Origin of the sequence: Pedobacter suwonensis, assembly GCF_007833675.1 — a bacterium.
Taxonomy (GTDB): Bacteria; Bacteroidota; Bacteroidia; order Sphingobacteriales; family Sphingobacteriaceae; genus Pedobacter; species Pedobacter suwonensis.
Window position 1 is genome coordinate 2,208,826 of the sequence record NZ_CP031708.1, and the last position, 17,818, is coordinate 2,226,643.

The following is a 17,818-nucleotide window of genomic DNA, read 5'->3' on the forward strand; positions in this document are numbered from 1 at the left end:
ATCACTATGGAAAATATTAAAGGAAAAGTAGTAGCCATTACCGGCGCCAGTAGTGGAATGGGGAAATCCATCGCCATAACATTAGCGAAAAATGGTGCAAAAGTTGTTTTAGGAGCAAGACGCACAGAACGACTGCAACAACTGGCAGAAGAGATCAAGGATAAGGGTGGTGAAGCCACCTTTATTACAATTGATGTGAAGAGTAAAACTGACCTGGTTCAGCTGGTTAATACCGCCCTGCAAAAATATGGAAAACTGGATGTGATGGTAAACAATGCCGGTATCAGCCAGCTTGGCCGTATTGATGAGCTGGATGTTGAAGGGTGGGAAGAAATGATTGACATTAACATTAAAGGTGTTTTATACGGGATGGCTGCAGCAATTGCTGTTTTTAAAAGGCAGCAGGCTGGCCACATCGTCAATATCATTTCCACTGCAGGGCTCAAAATTACGCCCATGATGGGCGTATATGCCGGGACAAAAAATGCCATTCGTACCATTTCAGAAGCTTTTCGGCAGGAATCTGATGGCAGCGTACGGATTACGGGCATTTCACCGGGATATGTGAACACTGATTTTGCCAGCAACATTAAAAACGAGGAAATGAAAACGGCCGTTAAGCAGGGCATGCAGCAAATGGCCATTGATCCCGTTGCCATTGCGAACGCGGTGCTGTATGCTGTGAGCCAACCGGCAGACGTTGAAATTGGCGAAATTGTAATTCGTCCATCAAAACAAAATTAATTAAATTAGCGATATTAAATGCAGCCATCAACTGACATCCATCACATCGCCGGTATATCGCAGCTCATGCGGTTGCTGGAACTTCGGCCACCCTCCCACCCGCTGATTGCATTGGTAGATTATAATGATGTACCTATTGAAAAGTTTCCGAAGGGGCAAAAAATAAGCCTGGACTTTTATAAAATTTCCTTTAAATCTGCTTTTAAAGGGCAAATAAAATACGGACAGGGTTATTATGATTTTGAAGAAGGCGGATTGGCATTCTTGAAACCAAGACAGGTTGTTTTTCCGCCGGAAGACAGCGCAAGCTACGAAGGGTTTGCACTGTATTTTCATCCAGACTTTATCAGGAATTATCCATTGGGAAAAACTATAAACCGATATGGCTTTTTCTCTTACGACGTTGCTGAAGCCTTGTTTTTATCAGCACATGAAAAGGAAATCATAGCTAGCCTATTTACTTCGATAATCAATGAGCTGAAGAACAATATCGACAGTTTTAGTCAGGACGTGCTGGTGTCGCAACTGGAACTGTTGTTAAATTACAGCAATCGTTTCTACAACCGGCAATTTATTACCAGGAAAGCCGTCAATCATGATATCGTTACTGCGCTCGACCAGTTATTAAACAGCTATTTTGATGAAGGGGTGGGTTTAAAGAAGGGCCTGCCTTCGGTAAAATACATCAGTAGCGAGTTAAAGCTTTCACAACGTTACCTGAGCGACATGTTACGCTCATTTACAGGATTAAATACGCAACAATACATCCAGAACACCCTTATAGAAAAGGCTAAAGAAAAACTATCCTCAACAAATCTGTCGGTTGCTGAAATCGCTTATCAACTTGGCTTTGAGCATTCGCAGTCGTTCAGCAAACTTTTCAAAACCAGGACCAAGGTTTCCCCATTGGCATTCAGACAATCATTCCATTAAGTATTGTGGTTTATACTGCTAACACTCCATTAACCTCATCTATTTAAGCCAGAACATTACATCAACGGCTAAAAATAGTTCAGCTTACTCAAAATCTCCTCAACAGAAAACCTGGCGCCACATACAAACTCATCGGCCGCGCCATAATAAATGGTGAGTTCATCACCATTAACCACGTGGCCATTGGTAAATACCACCTCGCCAAAAAAACCATGTAATTCATAATCTTCCTGAGGTACCATAATGGGGTCTTCAGTTCGCGCCAGTACTTTAGATGGGTCATTCAAATCCATTAAAAACGCGCCTAAACCATACTGGTGTTTTTCGTTGGCACCATGGTAAATTTCGAGCCAGCCGGCTGCGGTTTTAATGGGTGCGGCCCCGGCACCTACACGGGCACTATCCCAAAGGTTGGCCCTGGTTTTAATAATACACTGGTGTTTGCCCCAATGGATGCCATCGGGCGATTCGGCCAGCCAGATATAATTGCCACCCAACGCTACGCTGCTGGGGCGGTGCAGCGCATAAAATTTACCGTTAATCTGTTCTTCAAACAGGGCACAATCCTTATTGTGCGGAGGGATGATCATGCCATGATGCCCGAATTTTTTCCAGTCGGCTGTAGTCCGCAGCCCCACCCCCACGCCATCCGCCGAAACGGCCGTATAGGTTAAATAATAAGTTTGGCCAATTAAGGCTACGCGGCAATCTTCAATACCAAAGGTTTCATCTTTGCCTTCGCCCTGTAACAGCGGGTAACCTTCGGGTTCATAAAAATGAATACCATCATCACTGCAAACCAGCCTTAAATGTGATAGGGTAGTTAAATAATCGGCGCCTTTATAATTAATTACCCTGGGGTCGGTGGCATTTACACGGGGATCGTTTTCTTCAACCGCCAGAATTTCAATGCCACCTTGAGTTAAAATCGGGAAAGAAATGATACCCTGAGTTTGTTCCGGCCTTTCGGCTACCCTGATGAGTAACCATATTTTCCCCGCAAAAGTGAAAACACCAGGATTAAGCAAACAGGCAATTTCCAGTCCTTCTTTACTGGGCGGCAGGTTTTGGGGTGCGAGTAAGGGGTTTTGCGGAAAGCGCTGGGCAATATCGGCCATAAAAAATGCTTTTAAAACACACAGGCGACCAATTTTTTGATCGCCTGTTTTTGCTATTGATTCGAGATTATAAAGAGTTGATCCATTTTACCAGTTCATCTCTTCCTTTACCTGTTTTTTGTTGGAGCCTGCCTAATAACTCATCATCCTGCCCCTCTTCATGTTTTAAATCATCGTCTGTTAAATCAGCATAAGCTTGTTTAACTTTTCCTTTTATTTCGTTCCACTTTCCTTTTAATTCTAACTTATCCATGCCTTTATTTTTTTGGTGAATATTCTGTTTTGATATATGAATTAACAATTCTACCTCCGCTTTGTTTGGTTTTTTACTGCACTATACCAATGATTGATCTATTTTATCTTATTCGCCAAGGTTTTATGTATGTTTTTAATTATATTAAGGGTATTATTTCTATCCATTACTAAACATTACTAACTAAAACCAACAATTTGATGAAAAAACTACTCTTTAGTATGATTTTATCTCTTGGATTAATTTCGTTTGCTTTCGCGCAGGGCAAAGTCATTACCGGGAAGGTGACGTCGGCCTCGGGACCAGTTCCGGGTGTTAGCGTATTTGTAAAGGGCTCGCCAGCCAACGGCACACAGAGTGATGCCACCGGGGCCTTTAAATTAACTGTTGCAAACGATGCTAAAACGCTTGTTTTTAGTTTTATCGGTTACAAAATCAAAGAAGTGCCCATTACCGGGTCAATCCTCAATGTAAACCTTGAAGAAGAGAACAATACCCTATCAGACGTGGTTGTGGTGGGTTACGGTACGCAGAACAAACGGGATGTAACAGGATCAATTGCAAAGGTTACCGCAGCTGATTTTAAAGACAGGCCCGTACCTACCATTGAAGGGGCGCTGCAGGGTAAAGCACCTGGTGTTTTCATCAACTCGGGCAGTGGCAAACTGGGACAGGCGCTTCAGATCAGGGTAAGGGGTATTTCTTCTATTTCGGCAAGTAACCAACCCTTATTTGTAATTGATGGCGTTCCGATTGTAAGTGAAGCACTGGGTACCTATACCGAAGCCGATAACCCGCTTGCGGCGATAAGTCCGGATGATATCGAATCGATGGAGGTATTAAAAGATGCGGCTTCTGCAGCTATTTATGGAGCAAGGGGATCAAACGGGGTAGTACTCATTACCACAAAAAAAGGAAAGCAGGGCAGAACCAACATTGATTTTGGCTATTATGCCGGATTTAGCGACCCTACAAAAAAGGGGCAGTTTTTAAATGCCGACCAGTACCGCCAATTGCTTGATGCATCTTTTAAATATAACAATTATGATGGTGGTGACTATGCCAATGCTGCAGAGATGTGGAAAGATTATACCGGTACTGATGACTGGACAAGCAACAACAATACGAATTGGGTTAACGAAGCTTTTAGAAGAGGGCATACACAACAATATAACCTGAACATTAATGGCGGTGATGCAAAAACCCGGTTCATGTTATCAGGAAACTTCAATAACAATGATGGAATTATTGTGAGCAACCGCTATGTACGTACCGGTGGACGCTTAAGTGTAGACCACACCGTTTCTAAAATTTTAGACGTTGGCGGATCCATCAATGTTTCAAAGGTAGATAACTATCGGATCCCTACGGATAACGCCTTCTCTAATCCCCTACAACTAAACGCCTTACCCCCTATCCAACCGGTACGTGATGCATCTGGTCAGCTAAATGGTTCTACGGTTTATTACAACAGCTTAATCGATTATGAAAATGGCAAAAACCTATCAACCACTTACCGAACCTTTGCAAATGCTTATGCAAGCTTAAAAATTACGCCAGACCTGGTTTTGAGAAGTGAATATGGTTTTGATTTTAATAACCTGGAAGAAGAACAGTTTTTAGGATCGAAAACACAGGATGGTGGTAGTACAGGAGGCTCTTCAACGGATTACATGGCCAAATCTATCAACTTTAACACCAACAATACCCTTAACTACACCAAAACTTTTAATGAAAAACATAACTTAAATGTATTGGCTGGTTTTGCCTTTCAGGATACAAAATTCAGGTATTCATCGGTAACCGGAACCACTTTACCATCAGACAGTTTTACCAAAATTGCAAGTGCGGCGGTAATTGCTGCAGGAGAATCTTCAGAAACGAGGCATACTTTTGTTTCTTACCTGGCCAGGGTAAATTATAAATATGAAGATAAATACCTGTTCAGTGCATCGATAAGAACGGATGGTTCATCAAGATTTGGTGTAAACAACAGATATGGAACTTTCCCCGCACTTTCGGCAGGCTGGATTATTAACCAGGAAGATTTTTTACAAACCAGCACCTGGCTAAGCCTGTTAAAATTAAGGGCCAGTTATGGTTTAACCGGTAATGCCGAAATCGGTGATTTTGCTTCGCGTAACCTGTACCGTGGCGTTAATTATGCAGGAGTTGGCGGTACGCGCCCCAGCCAACTGGGAGACCCGAACCTGAGCTGGGAGAACACTACAAATTATAATATCGGTTTAGATTTTGGCCTATTCTCCGACCGGATTTCGGGTACTGTTGAATATTATAAAAAGAAAACGACCGATTTATTGTTAAATGCCCCGATTGCAGCAACAAACGGTTTTTCTTCAATTACACAGAACATTGGCGATATGCAGAACAAGGGTTTTGAATTCTCTTTAAATACCAGAAATTTTGTTGGAGCGTTTAAATGGTCTACCTCTTTCAACATTTCGTTAAACAGGAATAAGGTTTTACGCTTAGTGGACGACCAACCGATTTATACAGGCGGAAGATTTTTGGGCAGAGTGGCCGTTGGAGAACCTTTAGGTTACTTTTACGGTAAAGCTTATGCAGGTGTAGACCCGGCCAATGGTGATGCCCTTTATTACATTGATGCATCGAGAACAGCTACTACCAACGACTATTCACTTGCGCAAAACCAAAAACTGGGAGACCCGAACCCTAAATTCTTCGGGGGTTTTGGAAACCACTTTTCTTTCAAAAACTTCGATCTGGACGTTCAGGCACAGTTTGTATCCGGCAATGATATTTATAACATGGCAGGCGTTTTCCAATCAGCCAATGGCGATTATTTTGACAACCAGACCATTGATCAGTTAAATTACTGGACACCCACCAACAGGAATACACCTATCCCACAACCGAGGTTTGGTGAAGGAAATGGAACAAGCCCCTCATCCAGATGGATTCAGGACGGCTCCTACCTCAGGATAAAAAGTGTGGTTTTTAGTTATAATATCCCTAAAACATTTGCCAATAAATATAAATTACAGAATGTTAAATTATTTGCATCAGCCCTTAATCTGTTTACCATAACCGGATATAAAGGTTACGATCCTGAAGTAAATACCCCTAGCGGTGGCAATCTCCAGTCTGACAACATCCAGCTGGGCCACGATTTTTATACGCCACCACAGGCAAGAACCATTACTTTCGGCGTAAACATTGGCTTATAAAACATTGAGTATATGAAAAATTATAAAAATATATTGGCTGGAGTTTTCCTTTTGTTAAGTATATCCAGCTGCAAAAAGCAATTAGAAATAGATCCCAAACAGAACATCGACGCCAATGTGGCACTCAATACCACAGCAGATGTTCAGAATGCCTTAATAGGTGCATATACTTTTATGGCCACCGGAGATCTTTATGGCAACAACCTTGTATTTATACCAGATCTGTATGCCAGCGACAATTACCTGACCTGGCGTGGTACTTTTACTACCTACCGCAATATTGCAAGCAAGGCCATCGTAGCTGATAATGCTGATGTACGGAGAACCTGGATCACCGCTTACAGTGCCATTAATACCGCAAACATTGTGCTTTCTGCATTAAATGTAGTTAGTGATGCCAATACAAAAAGCGTAATAGAAGGCAAGGCATTATTTATCAGGGGCATTATGCACTTTGAATTGGTAAGATTGTTCGGTTTGCCTTATGATGCCAGCGGATCCAATACCAACCTTGGCGTTCCTATCATGACCAAAGCGGTAAAAACCATAGATAATGTAACCAATTCGGTGGCTAGAAACACCGTTGCCGAGGTTTATGCTGCAGTGGAAAACGACTTAAAATCGGCCATAACAAAATTGGCTTCAGTTGATGACCAATATGCAGCAAAAGCTTTTTTGGCCAGGGTTTACCTGCAGGAAGGAAAATATGCTTTGGCAAGAGATGTTGCAAATGATATTATTACCAACAGTCCATACCGCTTAATTACCAATTCACTTGAAGCACCGTTCAGGACCAAAAACTCAAGTGAGGGTATTTTTGAAATCAAACAGAACGAACAAAGTAATGCAGGTACCTCTAACGATGGATTGGCAACTTTTTATGCCAGTTACCAAAATGCTACCGGTGGAAATGTAGGCCGGGCTGATGCATTGGTAAACACCACATTTTACAATTCGTTTGAAACCGGAGATAAAAGGCAGACCGAAATGATTTACGAAGGCACTGGCGCCAGAACAGGTTTTTTCACTAAAAAATGGTATAGCTTTTATGATAACATACCCGTTTGCAGAATTACCGAGCAATACCTGATCCGGGCAGAATGTAATTTTAGGTTAGGCACGAACGTTGGCGCTACCCCTGCTGATGACATTAATACATTAAGGACGAGGGCCGGATTGGGAAATGTGGTTCCAACCCTGGATATTATTTTAAACGAACGAGAAAAGGAACTGGATTATGAAGGTTTCAGGCTGCATGATTATAAACGTACCAAGCGCACTATCGGTACTTTTGCTTATGATGATCCTAAATTGGTTTTCCCGATTCCTGATCGTGAAATAAATGTAAATAAAGCTTTAAAACAAAACCCGGGTTATTAGATGAACTGCTTATAAACCAAAGCCTCCGGATGTAATTCCGGAGGCTTTGTTGTTAAATGGTTTTTTATTAAAGTTTCTTCGCAGCTTCAATAATTTCTTCTACCACACCCGGATCAAGCAAGGTAGAGGTATCGCCTAAATTACCGGTATCGCCTTCTGCAATCTTGCGTAAAATCCGACGCATAATTTTGCCCGAACGTGTTTTGGGCAAACCAGATACAAACAAAATTTTATCAGGCTTGGCGATGGCTCCGATTACGCGGGTAACCGTTTGCAAAATATCTTTTTTAGATAATTCAGCTTCGCCATGCATATCAGGATAAATAACAAAAGCATAAATGCCCTGCCCCTTTACATCATGCGGATAGCCCACCACGGCGCTTTCTACCACACCCGCGTGCATGTTAATGGCATTTTCTACCTCTGCGGTACCAATTCTATGCCCCGAAACATTTAACACATCATCAACGCGGCCGGTAATCCGGTAATAACCATCCTCATCGCGCAAACAGCCGTCGCCGGTAAAATATAAATTCTCGTAAGTAGAGAAATACGTCTGCTTGCAACGTTCGTGGTCGCCATAAGTGGTACGCAACATACCTGGCCACGGGAATTTAATGCAAAGATTTCCCATTACCCCGTTTCCTTCAATTTCATTGCCGTTTTCATCTACTAAAATGGGCTGGATGCCGGGTAAGGGCAAGGTAGCAAAACTAGGTTTGGTTGGGGTTACGGTTGCTATAGGTGAAATCATGATTCCGCCGGTTTCGGTTTGCCACCAGGTATCCACAATGGGCGCTTTGCCATGTCCGATCTTCTCATCGAACCAATGCCAGGCTTCTTCGTTAATCGGTTCTCCTACCGAGCCTAAAACACGGATAGAGCTTAAATCTTTCCCATTAAGCGGATCATCGCCATAACTCATTAAAGAACGGATAGCCGTAGGTGCCGTGTATAAAGTATTTACTTTGTATTTTTCTACAATATCCCAGAAACGTGATGGTGTAGGGTAAGTGGGGATACCCTCGAAAAGTACCGAAGTTGCACCCTGCGAAAGCGGTCCGTAAACAATGTAGGAGTGTCCGGTAATCCAGCCGATATCGGCCGTACAGAAATAAACTTCGCCGGGTTGATAATTAAATACATTGGCAAAGGTATAGCCCGCATAAACCATGTAACCGCCACAGGTATGTACTACACCTTTGGGTTTGCCTGTAGAACCCGAAGTATACAAAATGAAGAGCATGTCTTCAGCATCCATTTCCTCTGCTTCGCAGATATCGTTTACGTGCTTCACTTCATCTTCCCACCATACATCACGTCCTTTCAACATCGAAACAGGCGTACGCACATGGGTTAACACAATACATTTCTCTACGGTTGGACAGCCGATCAATGCATCGTCAATTACATCTTTTAAAGGAATCTGTTTGTTGCCACGGTAAGAACCATCAGCGGTAATCACCACTTTGCATTGCGAGTCGTTAATCCTGTCGGCAATGGATTTGGCAGAGAAGCCACCAAAAATAACCGAGTGTACCGCACCGATGCGCGCGCAGGCCAAAACAGCAATAGCCAGCTCGGGCACCATGGGCATATAAATGCAGATACGATCGCCTTTTTTGGCACCATTGCGTTTTAACACATTGGCAAAACGGCAAACACGCTCATGCAACATTTTATAGGTATAGGTAACACTTTCTTCTTCCGGGTTGTTCGGTTCCCAAACAATGGCTGGTTTATCGCCATTGGCAGCAAGGTGCCGGTCCAAACAATTTTCGGTGATGTTAAGCTTTGCCCCTTCAAACCATTTGATATCGGGTTCGTTAAAGTTCCAGGATAATACCTTAAACCAGGGTTTGCGCCATTGGAAGTTTTGCGCCACTTCGCCCCAAAACTGCTCAGGGTTTTCTACGCTTTTCTTATAATCTTCTTCGTATTGCTTAAAAGAGGTAATTTGCATCGCTAGTTTTTTATATTTTTGGATTTAGTGGCAGCTAATTTAACTAAATAATGCCAATGAAAAATAGTCTTATCGTATCAAAATGGAGATCAAATGTTAAGCAGACTGTTTATTTTAAAAGCTGATAATTTAAATATCCGGAATAACGAACATGGCATGAACCTTTACCGGCTGCAAATATTAATTATAAAAAATAATTAGCTAGGCTATTGCTGTTTACAATTATTATTCAGATATTTGCAAACTCTTAAAAAAATTAAGCGGACGATATTAACAACTATATTTACAAGTCATGTCAAGAGTTTGTGATTTAACAGGAAAAAAAGCAATGGTAGGTAACAACGTTTCTCACTCGAACGTTAAAACCAAACGCAAATTTTACCCAAACCTACAACTTCAGAAATTTTATATTCCTGAAGAAAACCGTTGGATTACGTTGAAAGTTTCTACTTCAGCGATTAAAACCATCAATAAAGTGGGCATCAGCGAAGCAATTAACCGTTTCGTAAAAAAAGGATTTTTGTAAAAAACATTAACTGTTGAGATTAACAGTTTTCAATTTATATTAAAATGGCAAAAAAAGGTAACAGAGTTCAAGTTATTTTAGAATGTACTGAACACAAAGAAAGTGGCATGCCGGGTATGTCTAGATATATTTCTACCAAAAACCGTAAAAATACTACTGAAAGATTAGAATTGAAAAAATTCAATCCAGTATTGAGAAAAGTAACCGTACATAAAGAGATTAAATAAGGCTGAAGGTAAAAGGCTTAGGCTTGAGGGGTTAACCACTCATTCAATCCTTCTATCATTCAATCATTTAAAATTATAAGAACATGGCAAAGAAAGTAGTTGCAACCCTTAAAACAGGTACAGGTAAAGAATATTCGAAAGTAATTACAATGGTAAAATCACCAAAAACCGGTGCTTACTCATTCAAAGAACTTATCGTACATAACGACCACGTAAAAGATGCTATCGCATCTAAATAAGGTTAATATTTTTTAATATAAAATATTACAGGCCGTTCCGTTTTTAACCGGAAGGGCTTTTTTTGTTATATCAAATTTAGATATGGGTTTATTCGATTTTTTCAAAAAGAAAGAAACTGCGCCTGAAGCTCAGGAAGCGCTGGATAAAGGTTTAGAGAAAACCAAAGACGGTTTCTTTAATAAAATTACCAAAGCTGTAGCCGGTAAATCGACGGTTGATGATGAAGTTCTTGATAACCTGGAAGAGGTTTTGGTTACTTCTGATGTGGGTGTAAGTACCACCTTAAAAATCATCAAACGCATTGAAGAGCGTGTAGCCAAAGATAAATACCTGAATACCGCTGAGCTTAATTTTATCCTTCGTGATGAAATTCAATTACTGCTATCCGAAAACAACAGCAATGATTTCCGTCAGTTCGAATATGGCGATCATAAACCCTATGTAATTATGGTGGTTGGCGTAAATGGCGTGGGCAAAACCACCACCATTGGTAAACTGGCACATAAACTAAAAGAATCGGGTTTAAAAGTTGTTTTAGGCGCAGCCGATACCTTTAGGGCTGCAGCCGTTGACCAGATTAAACTTTGGGGCGAACGTGTAGGCGTAAGGGTTGTGGCACAGGCCATGGGCTCTGACCCTGCTTCGGTTGCTTTTGATACCCTGCAATCGGCCGTGGCCAATGGCGAAGATGTAGTGATTATTGATACCGCCGGACGTTTGCACAACAAAATTGGTTTGATGAACGAGCTGGGCAAAATTAAACAGGTGATGCAAAAGGTAGTACCAGGTGCGCCGCACGAAATTTTATTGGTATTAGATGCCTCTACCGGCCAGAATGCCTTTGAACAGTGCAAGCAATTTACCGAAGCTACCGATGTGAATGCATTGGCCATTACCAAATTAGATGGAACAGCAAAAGGCGGTGTGGTGATCGGGATTTCTGATCAGTTTAAAATTCCGGTTAAATATATAGGTGTAGGAGAGAAAATAGGCGATTTACAGCTTTTCGATAAAAAAGATTTTGTGAATAGTTTGTTTAAGTAGCACTTCGTGTATGATTCCACTGATTTAGGGGATCATACGGATTAGTAGATTTCATCGATTTTATATAGATTTAATAATGATCAAATATGAAAAAGATACGCTAACACAAAAGATCATCGGCTGCTGTTATGAAGTTCATAATCAGTTAGGACCAGGTTTTTTGGAAAAAATATATGTGAATGCATTAAAAATTAAACTCCAACAAAAAGGTTTAAATTACATTGCAGAAAAGGAATTTAATGTAATATTTGAAGATATTATTATTGGGAAATTCAGATGCGATCTTTTTGTTGAAAATAAGGTAATTGTAGAATTGAAATCCGTTACGGGGTACCAACCTAAGTTATTTCAAAGTCAACTTATATCATACTTAAAAGCCAGCAAAATTAAAACAGGATTATTGATTAACTTTGGCAACACAAGCTGCGAAGTAAAAAGACTGTCCGTTTAATAATATCTCATCGGTACTTCACCTGATCGGTGTAATCATTTTATATCGGTGCTATTACACATAACATGAATACCAAAACAATAAAAAAAACAACAATCAAACAACCTAAAATCAATGTGATTACTTTAGGCTGTTCTAAAAACATATACGATTCGGAAGTATTGATGGGACAGTTGCGCGGCAACAACCTCAACGTTACCCACGAATCAGACAAAATGGGTAAAGATGATATCGTAGTGATTAATACCTGCGGTTTTATTGATAATGCCAAACAGGAATCAATTGATACCATTCTGCAGTTTAGCGAACTTAAAGAAGCCGGCAAAATTGGCAAAGTGGTGGTTACAGGCTGCCTTTCTGAGCGTTATAAACCCGAACTGGAATCGGAAATTACCAACGTGGATGCCTTTTTTGGCACCAACGATTTACAAAATATTTTGCACGAGCTGGGCGCGAATTACAAACATGAACTGATTGGCGAACGTTTGCTCACCACCCCATCACACTTTGCCTACTTCAAAATTGCCGAGGGCTGTAACCGTCCATGCTCGTTCTGCGCCATACCGTTAATGCGTGGCAAACACATGAGTAAACCGATGGAAGAATTGGTTAACGAGGCTAAAATACTGGCTAAAAACGGCACTAAGGAATTAATTTTAATTGCGCAGGATCTTACCTACTATGGCTTAGACCTGTATGGCGTGCGCAAGCTGGATGAGCTGATGCGTCGCCTGTCAGATGTACCGGGTATCGAATGGATCCGCCTGCAATACGCCTACCCTTCTGGTTTCCCAATGGAAATTTTGGATGCGATGAATGAGCGCGACAATATCTGTAAATATCTGGATATGCCCTTACAGCATATTACCGATAACATGTTAAAATCGATGCGCCGCGGCACCACTAAGCAAAAAACCATTGACCTGGTTAACCAGATCAGGGATAAAGTACCAAATATTGCCATGCGTACCACTTTAATATGCGGTTACCCCGGCGAAACAGAACGCGATTTCGAAGAAATGGCTGCATGGGTTGCCGAAACCAAATTTGATCGTTTAGGCTGCTTTACTTACTCGCATGAAGAGAAAACACATGCACACTCATTGGTTGACGATATCCCTGAGGAAGTAAAACAACAAAGGGTAGACGATATCATGGAAATCCAGCAGGGCATATCATTTGATATTAACCAGGAAAAAGTAGGTAAAACCTTTAAAGTGCTGATTGATAAAAAAGAAGGAGATTTCTTTGTAGGCAGAACCGAATTTGACTCGCCAGAGGTGGATAATGAAGTGTTGATCGATGCGGCAACAGGTTACGCCGCTAACGGAAGCTTTGTTAATGTGAAAGTTGACAGAGCGGAAGATTTCGACTTATACGGAACGATCGTTTAAAAAAATATAGTCAACAAAAAGTCGCAAAAGCAAGCTTTTGCGACTTTTTGTTTTTAAAGCTTATTTAGTCGGACATGTCACGTTAAACCAGTTTGAATGCCTCCTAAAACATTTGAACAGTTCTTGTAGACAGATGACCATTCCCTATTTAGGGAGTGCTGACTAACTAATTTTTAGAAGCGGGCCTGTTTTTAATCTGACTAGGTTTTAACCAGATTTTAGCGCCTTTTGAGTTTACATAGTATTTCTCATTTTTTGCGTTAATGTAAACATCAGAGCCATCTGGTGCCATTTTACCTTTCCAGGTTTTATCAGCTACCTTCGAACTACCTTTTACCGCTACTTCAGCCGTTTTATTTCCTACTGATTTGGCACCTTTACCAATGGCTTTCCCGGTTTTGTCTAATGCTTTACCTACCTCAGTTTTTTTCTCTTGTGCGTTTACGCTAAGGGTTACACCGCCAAATAAGGCCATTGTTAATAAACCCATTACTAATTTCTTTTTCATGACAGCTATATTTTTTATTTAAACTGATAACAGTTGATGGTAACATTTGTTTTATTTCTGTTACATGAGTAGAGATAAAGTTTTAATATTATTTTTTGAGCATGTAAAATCAAGTGTACAGGATAGGAAAGGGCGATGTCAGCTTAAAAGCAGCAAGCCCTAATTTACAAATAATATTTATTCTTTTTTGGAGCGCAAAGACTGTAGCAACTATTAATGTCTGTTCCCGTGCTTCGCTATATCCCTCGCTGCGCTTCGGGGATGCCGCTGCGCCCGGGGCTAAAAACTCAGTCGCTGCAAAGAACAAAATATAAACTTTCAATATCGGGCAAAATACTTCTTGATTTCTTATTCTGTCTCCCCTTCAATAAACCTTATTGAAGCGGCTATCCTTTTTGGTGCACCAATCAAAATGTTCCTACTAACCCTCACAAAAAGATAATAGCGGAAAGAAGGACTGTACGAACCGAAAAGCAGCAAGCCCTGATTTACAAATAATTTTTATTCTTTTTTGGAGCGCAAGGGCTGTAGCAACGATTCATGTCTGTTCCCGTGCTTTGCTATATCCCTTGCTGCGCTTCGGGGATGCCGCTGCGCCCGGGGCTAACAACTCAGTTGATACAAAGAACAAAGTATAAGCTTTCAATATCAGGCAAAACACTTCTTGATTTCTTATTCTGTCTCCCGTTAAATAAACCTTATTGAAGCGGCTATCCTTTTTGGTGCGGAAACAAAAATTTGCATACAAACCCTCACAAAAAGATAATAGCGGAAAGAAGGACTGTACGAACCGAAAAGCAGCAAGCCCTGATTTACAAATAATATTTATTCTTTCTTTGAAGCGCAAGGGCTGTAGCAACGATTCATGTCTGTTCCCATGCTTCGCTATATCCCTCGCTGCGCTTCGGGGATGCCGCTGCGCCCGGGGCTAAAAACTCAGTTGTTGCGAAGAACAAAGTATAAGCTTTCAATATCAGGCAAAACACTTCTTGATTTCTTATTCTGTCTCCCCTTCAATAAACCTTATTGAAGCGGCTATCCTTTTTGGTGCACCAATCAAAATGTTCCTACTAACCCTCACAAAAAGATAATAGCGGAAAGAAGGACTGTACGAACCGAAAAGCAGCAAGCCCTGATTTACAAATAATATTTATTCTTTCTTTGAAGCGCAATGCAACGATCGGCATTAAAACTATTCCCCGGCTACTTGAATCTAAAAAGCAATGCTAATCTTTATTCTATTTAACTCAATTTCTCGGCTAATAACTTCATTTCGATCTGTGGGGACCGTTTCTCGTAAATAATGTTATGAACGGCCTTACAAATTGGCATATCTACATGATACTCCTGGTTTTTGATGTGCATACATTTAGCAGCATAATAACCTTCGGCAACCATATTCATTTCCAGCTGAGCCGATTTTACAGTGTAGCCCTTGCCCACCATATTACCAAAGGTTCGGTTGCGGCTAAACTGCGAATAAGCTGTAACCAGCAAATCGCCCAGATAGGCTGATTCTTTAATGTCGCGGTCTATTGGGTGAACCACATCTACAAAACGTTTCATTTCGCTTATGGCATTACTAATCAGCACGGCCTGAAAGTTATCGCCATAACCTAAGCCATGGCAGATACCACTGGCTACCGCGTAAATATTTTTTAAAACCGCAGCGTATTCGGTACCGAAAATATCGTCAGAAACATTGGTTTTGATATAGCGTGTACTTAAAAGAGAGGCAAATGCGGCTGCTTTTTCTACATCGGTACAAGCTATGGTGAGGTAAGATAGTTTTTCAAAGGCTACCTCTTCGGCATGGCAGGGACCGCTTACCACCAAAATATCATGGTATGGGATGTTGTATTTCTCGTGCAAAAATTCACCGATAATCAGGTTATCTTCCGGCACGATCCCCTTAATGGCTGAGACTATTTTTTTGCCTTTTAAATCATCTGGTGTTATGGTAGAAAGGGTTTCTTTTAAAAATGCAGCGGGTACATTTAAAATCACAAAATCGGCCGATTCTATAATCGATCGTATATCAGACGAGATATGGTCATGATTGAGCTTTAACTCAACAGAACTGAGGTAATGCGGATTGTGTTTAAATTTTTTAATGTGCTCAATGGCAGTTTCATTACGCATCCACCAAAAAATCTCTTTTTCAGACAAATTATCTGCAAGCATTTTAACGATAGCAGTAGCCCAGCTCCCGCCCCCTATCATTGCTATTTTAGGTACCATGATTATAGAAAAGGTTTTAGGTAAAAGATGTAAGGCAAAGGGTGTAAAACTTAAGGTTTAAAGCGAATGCCTTAAACCCTAAACCTTACACCCTAACCTTAGGAATACACCTTAAAGACGGCAAGTTACTATTTCTTACAGACATTTACGAGAAAAGTGTGAGGCGGACAGGCAAAACCTTACACCTCACACTTTTAACCTTATACCTTAAAAGGCTACTTCTTACCGTCTTTGCTGAACAATTGGTCTTTAGCAGTTTTTTCTACCACCATTCCGTCTTTCAATTTGTTCTGAATAGCCGAATACGGACCGGTTACAATTTCCGCACCAGCTTTGATACCCGATTTTACAATGATAAACTGATCGTTCTGGATACCGGTAGTGACCTCTGTCTTTTTAACTTTTTTACTCTTGGCATCGTAAGTATAAACATATTGCTTTACCTTTTTGTCGGTCAGTTTCGATTTTTGCTTATCGGTATTTTCCTGGTTGCCCTGATTATTGTTGTCGCCCGATTTCGCATTATCAGTGAAAACCGCCTGAATTGGAATGGCCAGTCCGGTTAACGACTCACTTTCAATATCAACCGTTGCCGACATGCCCGGGCGGAAAATAGACTGTTGTTTACCCTCCATTTCTTCGCTGATACGGATTTTTACCGAGAAGTTGGTCACCTGATCAACAGAAGTAGATGTTGTGGTTCCAACAGCTGTTGATGAACTTGCAATTTCGGTAACCACACCTCTGAACTTTTTATCAGAAAAAGCATCTACCTCGATCGAAGCTTTATCGCCAATTTTAACACGGGTAATGTCGTTCTCGTTTACATCAACATTTACCTCCATTGATGAGAGGTTAGAAATACGCATAATTTCGGTACCCGCCATTTGCGAAGTTCCCAAAATACGGTCGCCCAGCTCAATTGATAGTTTAGAAACTACCCCATCAACCGGTGCATAAATAGTGGTTTTAGCCAGGTTAGCACCTGCTTCTTTAACATTTGCACCCGTTTGCTCTAAAGTAAATTTGGCACCGGTTACATTCTCTTTGGCACTGGCTAGATTTGCCTTTGCGGTTAAAAATGCTGCTTTGGCTGCATCGAACTCTGAAGCTGAAATTACTTTTTTATTAAAAAGCTCAACATTACGTTTGTAGGTAGCTTCTGCATTGATAAAATTGGCCTGGTTTTGGGCAAGTTGTTGTTGCGCCGCAGCTACACTTGCTTTTTGTGCGTTAAAAGTAGCCACCGTTCTTTCATAACCCGATTGCAATACATCCGGACGTACTTTACAAAGTAATTGGCCTGCTTTAACAACATCACCTTCTTTTACCTTTAATTCTACCACCTCTCCAGATACCTCCGAACTTAATTTAACTTCGGTTTCCGGCTGGATTTTTCCGCTTGCCGTAACTGTTTCCACAACAGTTTTATCTGATGCTTTTTCTGTAGTTACCTTTTCGGTTTTGTTTCCACCGATTACGCCGGTCAGTTTTAACACAACCAGAAGGGCTACGATAGCAACTACGGTAATAATAATGTGCTTCAGTTTCATAATTTGTATTGTATTTCGTTTGTCTATTAAAGTT

General features: G+C 40.9%; 16 protein-coding genes. 10 read left to right on the forward strand and 6 right to left on the reverse strand.

Annotated elements, in window-relative coordinates:
• Positions 1 to 6 precede the first annotated feature (6 nt).
• Both DV942_RS08810 and DV942_RS08815 read left to right on the forward strand, forming a co-directional pair.
• Positions 7 to 744, forward strand: coding sequence for an SDR family oxidoreductase (locus DV942_RS08810; RefSeq protein WP_090983882.1), 738 nt, complete (start codon positions 7 to 9; stop codon positions 742 to 744).
• Between the two features lie 18 nt (positions 745 to 762).
• Positions 763 to 1,677 (forward strand): helix-turn-helix domain-containing protein, encoded by a 915-nt coding sequence (locus DV942_RS08815; RefSeq protein WP_090983884.1) that lies wholly within the window; start codon positions 763 to 765, stop codon positions 1,675 to 1,677.
• Positions 1,678 to 1,745: 68 nt separating this feature from the next.
• On the opposite strand, the gene DV942_RS08820 is transcribed toward DV942_RS08815, so the two are convergent.
• Together DV942_RS08820 and DV942_RS08825 are read right to left on the reverse strand one after the other, a co-directional pair.
• Entirely contained in the window at positions 1,746 to 2,795 is a 1,050-nt protein-coding gene (locus DV942_RS08820) for a glycoside hydrolase family 130 protein (protein WP_145856902.1), read from the reverse strand.
• Positions 2,796 to 2,862: 67 nt separating this feature from the next.
• The gene (locus DV942_RS08825) at positions 2,863 to 3,048 is read right to left on the reverse strand and encodes a CsbD family protein (RefSeq protein WP_090501239.1); all 186 of its coding nucleotides are present in this window, start codon (positions 3,046 to 3,048) and stop codon (positions 2,863 to 2,865) included.
• Positions 3,049 to 3,248: 200 nt separating this feature from the next.
• Here DV942_RS08825 and DV942_RS08830 point away from each other — a divergent pair, with 200 nt between their 5' ends.
• Complete coding sequence (locus tag DV942_RS08830) at positions 3,249 to 6,257, forward strand: SusC/RagA family TonB-linked outer membrane protein (RefSeq protein WP_145856904.1); 3,009 nt, start codon at positions 3,249 to 3,251, stop codon at positions 6,255 to 6,257.
• A gap of 12 nt (positions 6,258 to 6,269) precedes the next feature.
• Positions 6,270 to 7,637: a RagB/SusD family nutrient uptake outer membrane protein gene (locus DV942_RS08835; protein WP_145856906.1), complete on the forward strand. Its 1,368-nt coding sequence runs from the start codon at positions 6,270 to 6,272 to the stop codon at positions 7,635 to 7,637.
• A 67-nt stretch (positions 7,638 to 7,704) separates the two neighbouring features.
• Here DV942_RS08835 and acs read toward each other — a convergent pair whose 3' ends face one another.
• A complete protein-coding gene (acs, locus tag DV942_RS08840; protein ID WP_145856908.1) occupies positions 7,705 to 9,600 on the reverse strand; it encodes an acetate--CoA ligase in 1,896 nt (631 codons plus the stop codon).
• Between the two features lie 292 nt (positions 9,601 to 9,892).
• Here acs and rpmB point away from each other — a divergent pair, with 292 nt between their 5' ends.
• The 6 genes from rpmB to rimO all read left to right on the forward strand — a co-directional run bounded on the left by rpmB (position 9,893) and on the right by rimO (position 13,482).
• Complete coding sequence (gene rpmB / locus DV942_RS08845) at positions 9,893 to 10,126, forward strand: 50S ribosomal protein L28 (protein WP_025145121.1); 234 nt, start codon at positions 9,893 to 9,895, stop codon at positions 10,124 to 10,126.
• Between the two features lie 44 nt (positions 10,127 to 10,170).
• Positions 10,171 to 10,353 (forward strand): 50S ribosomal protein L33, encoded by a 183-nt coding sequence (rpmG, locus tag DV942_RS08850; protein WP_010599807.1) that lies wholly within the window; start codon positions 10,171 to 10,173, stop codon positions 10,351 to 10,353.
• Positions 10,354 to 10,436: 83 nt separating this feature from the next.
• Positions 10,437 to 10,592: a DUF4295 domain-containing protein gene (locus tag DV942_RS08855; protein ID WP_010599808.1), complete on the forward strand. Its 156-nt coding sequence runs from the start codon at positions 10,437 to 10,439 to the stop codon at positions 10,590 to 10,592.
• Between the two features lie 82 nt (positions 10,593 to 10,674).
• Positions 10,675 to 11,637 (forward strand): signal recognition particle-docking protein FtsY, encoded by a 963-nt coding sequence (ftsY, locus tag DV942_RS08860; RefSeq protein WP_090983894.1) that lies wholly within the window; start codon positions 10,675 to 10,677, stop codon positions 11,635 to 11,637.
• 76 nt (positions 11,638 to 11,713) lie between these two features.
• Positions 11,714 to 12,088: a GxxExxY protein gene (locus tag DV942_RS08865; RefSeq protein ID WP_134204166.1), complete on the forward strand. Its 375-nt coding sequence runs from the start codon at positions 11,714 to 11,716 to the stop codon at positions 12,086 to 12,088.
• A 65-nt stretch (positions 12,089 to 12,153) separates the two neighbouring features.
• The gene (gene rimO, locus DV942_RS08870; protein ID WP_145856910.1) at positions 12,154 to 13,482 is read left to right on the forward strand and encodes a 30S ribosomal protein S12 methylthiotransferase RimO; all 1,329 of its coding nucleotides are present in this window, start codon (positions 12,154 to 12,156) and stop codon (positions 13,480 to 13,482) included.
• Between the two features lie 166 nt (positions 13,483 to 13,648).
• Here the strand turns inward: rimO and DV942_RS08875 are convergent, their stop codons facing one another.
• The 3 genes from DV942_RS08875 to DV942_RS08885 all read right to left on the reverse strand — a co-directional run bounded on the left by DV942_RS08875 (position 13,649) and on the right by DV942_RS08885 (position 17,784).
• The gene (locus DV942_RS08875) at positions 13,649 to 13,990 is read right to left on the reverse strand and encodes a hypothetical protein (RefSeq protein WP_090983898.1); all 342 of its coding nucleotides are present in this window, start codon (positions 13,988 to 13,990) and stop codon (positions 13,649 to 13,651) included.
• 1,242 nt (positions 13,991 to 15,232) lie between these two features.
• Complete coding sequence (locus DV942_RS08880; RefSeq protein ID WP_244950862.1) at positions 15,233 to 16,231, reverse strand: NAD(P)H-dependent glycerol-3-phosphate dehydrogenase; 999 nt, start codon at positions 16,229 to 16,231, stop codon at positions 15,233 to 15,235.
• Positions 16,232 to 16,446: 215 nt separating this feature from the next.
• A complete protein-coding gene (locus DV942_RS08885) occupies positions 16,447 to 17,784 on the reverse strand; it encodes an efflux RND transporter periplasmic adaptor subunit (RefSeq protein ID WP_145856912.1) in 1,338 nt (445 codons plus the stop codon).
• Between the last annotated feature and the right edge of the window lie 34 nt (positions 17,785 to 17,818).

What these genes read in the sequence shown, in the direction of transcription:
- DV942_RS08810 (WP_090983882.1), top strand. Translation starts at nt 7, where the DNA reads ATGGAAAATATTAAAGGAAAAGTAGTAGCCATTACCGGCGCCAGTAGT.
- DV942_RS08815 (WP_090983884.1), top strand. Translation starts at nt 763, where the DNA reads ATGCAGCCATCAACTGACATCCATCACATCGCCGGTATATCGCAGCTC.
- DV942_RS08820 (WP_145856902.1), bottom strand. Translation starts at nt 2,795, where the DNA reads ATGGCCGATATTGCCCAGCGCTTTCCGCAAAACCCCTTACTCGCACCC.
- DV942_RS08825 (WP_090501239.1), bottom strand. Translation starts at nt 3,048, where the DNA reads ATGGATAAGTTAGAATTAAAAGGAAAGTGGAACGAAATAAAAGGAAAA.
- DV942_RS08830 (WP_145856904.1), top strand. Translation starts at nt 3,249, where the DNA reads ATGAAAAAACTACTCTTTAGTATGATTTTATCTCTTGGATTAATTTCG.
- DV942_RS08835 (WP_145856906.1), top strand. Translation starts at nt 6,270, where the DNA reads ATGAAAAATTATAAAAATATATTGGCTGGAGTTTTCCTTTTGTTAAGT.
- acs (WP_145856908.1), bottom strand. Translation starts at nt 9,600, where the DNA reads ATGCAAATTACCTCTTTTAAGCAATACGAAGAAGATTATAAGAAAAGC.
- rpmB (WP_025145121.1), top strand. Translation starts at nt 9,893, where the DNA reads ATGTCAAGAGTTTGTGATTTAACAGGAAAAAAAGCAATGGTAGGTAAC.
- rpmG (WP_010599807.1), top strand. Translation starts at nt 10,171, where the DNA reads ATGGCAAAAAAAGGTAACAGAGTTCAAGTTATTTTAGAATGTACTGAA.
- DV942_RS08855 (WP_010599808.1), top strand. Translation starts at nt 10,437, where the DNA reads ATGGCAAAGAAAGTAGTTGCAACCCTTAAAACAGGTACAGGTAAAGAA.
- ftsY (WP_090983894.1), top strand. Translation starts at nt 10,675, where the DNA reads ATGGGTTTATTCGATTTTTTCAAAAAGAAAGAAACTGCGCCTGAAGCT.
- DV942_RS08865 (WP_134204166.1), top strand. Translation starts at nt 11,714, where the DNA reads ATGATCAAATATGAAAAAGATACGCTAACACAAAAGATCATCGGCTGC.
- rimO (WP_145856910.1), top strand. Translation starts at nt 12,154, where the DNA reads ATGAATACCAAAACAATAAAAAAAACAACAATCAAACAACCTAAAATC.
- DV942_RS08875 (WP_090983898.1), bottom strand. Translation starts at nt 13,990, where the DNA reads ATGAAAAAGAAATTAGTAATGGGTTTATTAACAATGGCCTTATTTGGC.
- DV942_RS08880 (WP_244950862.1), bottom strand. Translation starts at nt 16,231, where the DNA reads ATGGTACCTAAAATAGCAATGATAGGGGGCGGGAGCTGGGCTACTGCT.
- DV942_RS08885 (WP_145856912.1), bottom strand. Translation starts at nt 17,784, where the DNA reads ATGAAACTGAAGCACATTATTATTACCGTAGTTGCTATCGTAGCCCTT.